Here is a 1,370-nt window from a genome sequence, read left to right on the forward strand (position 1 = left end):
CAGCGCGATCGAGCGGATCAACGATCCTCACATTATGGACAAACTGCTAGCAACTCTCGAACCGCGAGAAGAGCAAATTGTGCGCCTAAGGATTGGTGGTCCCGAGGGGGAAGCGCAAACGCAGCGAACAGTGGCAAGTGTGGTGGGGCTTTCGCCTGGTTCGATCGGACAGATCGAAGCAAAGGCCTACAGACGGATGCGATGGGTGATGAACAATCTCGGCACGGACGCGGCCGTGCTCGATGCGCTCATTGCGAAGCGAAATGCTGATAGGGCGCGGGAAGAGGAAGTTGCCGCTAGCGCGGCCGAAGCAGCGGCCAGAGAGCAGGACCAAAAAAGGATTGATGCTCGACACCGCGATGAAAGGCGGCGCGCGAAAGCTCGAAAGCGAGCGTGGGAGCGCCAGCTACGCAAGGCGGAGGAACAGCACCAGGCCTTGAATGATGAGGCGGCTTATCTTGCGCAGCGCATAATCGCGCTAGAAGGACGGAACCGGGTCATTCGCATGTTTCTCCCCCGCAATTCTGAGCTTGAGCGATTGCGCGCAAGAGCGCGCCAGTGCGGAATTGAAATCGCACAAGCGGACGCAGGCATTGCCAAGCTTCGCTCATCGCCGCCCGAGGGGCCTGACCTTGCTGACTGAGAACGTTCCTTCCCCTGCCCCACAGATTGCCCGCGTCTATCTGCGCGTCAGCACCGACGCGCAGGATTTGCGTCGCCAAGACGCGATCGTGGGCGAAGCAAAGGCCGCAGGCTACTATGTCGCGGCGGTCTATCGAGAGAAGGCATCGGGTGCCCGCGCCGACCGCCCCGAGCTTTTGCGAATGATTGCCGATCTTCAACCCGGCGAAGTAGTGATCGCGGAGAAGATCGACCGGATAAGTCGTCTCCCCTTGACCGAGGCTGAGCAGCTGGTTGAGACAATTCGTGCGCGAGGCGCGCGACTTGCCATTCCCGGCGTCGTGGACCTGTCCGACCTCGCGGCCGATGCCGATGGCATCGCCCGCATCGTGCTCGAATCTGTTCAGGCGATGCTCTTGAAGATCGCCTTACAGATGGCCCACGACGATTACACCGATCGCCGCGAGCGACAGCGCCAGGGTATCGCCTTGGCAAAAGCCGCAGGTCGCAGCGGAGGGCGCAAAGGCGATCGGGCAACGCACGCCCGCATTGTGGCATTGCGCGAGGCGGGCAAGAGCATTGCCAAAACGGCAGAGCTGGCCGATTGCGACCGCAGCACAGTCAAGCGAGTATGGGCGGCGCATCGCGCCGCCCAGGTGCAAGAACCCAGCCCTCAGCGAAATCACCGTGAGCGGAAACGCTGATTGCCCTTTCTGTTCGGCTTCGCGCCGGTGGCAGCTGCCACCGGC

The 1,370-nt window shown here is 61.8% G+C and carries 2 protein-coding genes; both read left to right on the forward strand.

The annotated features are described in order from the left end of the window. A partial coding sequence (locus tag AX735_RS15585; protein WP_066282208.1) for a sigma factor-like helix-turn-helix DNA-binding protein occupies nt 1-643 on the forward strand: 643 nt, incomplete at its 5' end. Beyond that, nucleotides 633-1,325 carry a recombinase family protein gene (locus AX735_RS15590; protein ID WP_030540873.1) on the forward strand — a complete coding sequence of 231 codons (693 nt, stop codon included), beginning with the start codon at nt 633-635 and terminating at the stop codon, nt 1,323-1,325. The genes AX735_RS15585 and AX735_RS15590, both read left to right, overlap by 11 nt. The last annotated feature ends 45 nt before the right edge of the window (nt 1,326-1,370 follow it).

Source organism: Blastomonas sp. CCH1-A6 (assembly GCF_001556365.1).
GTDB lineage: Bacteria > Pseudomonadota > Alphaproteobacteria > Sphingomonadales > Sphingomonadaceae > Blastomonas > Blastomonas ursincola.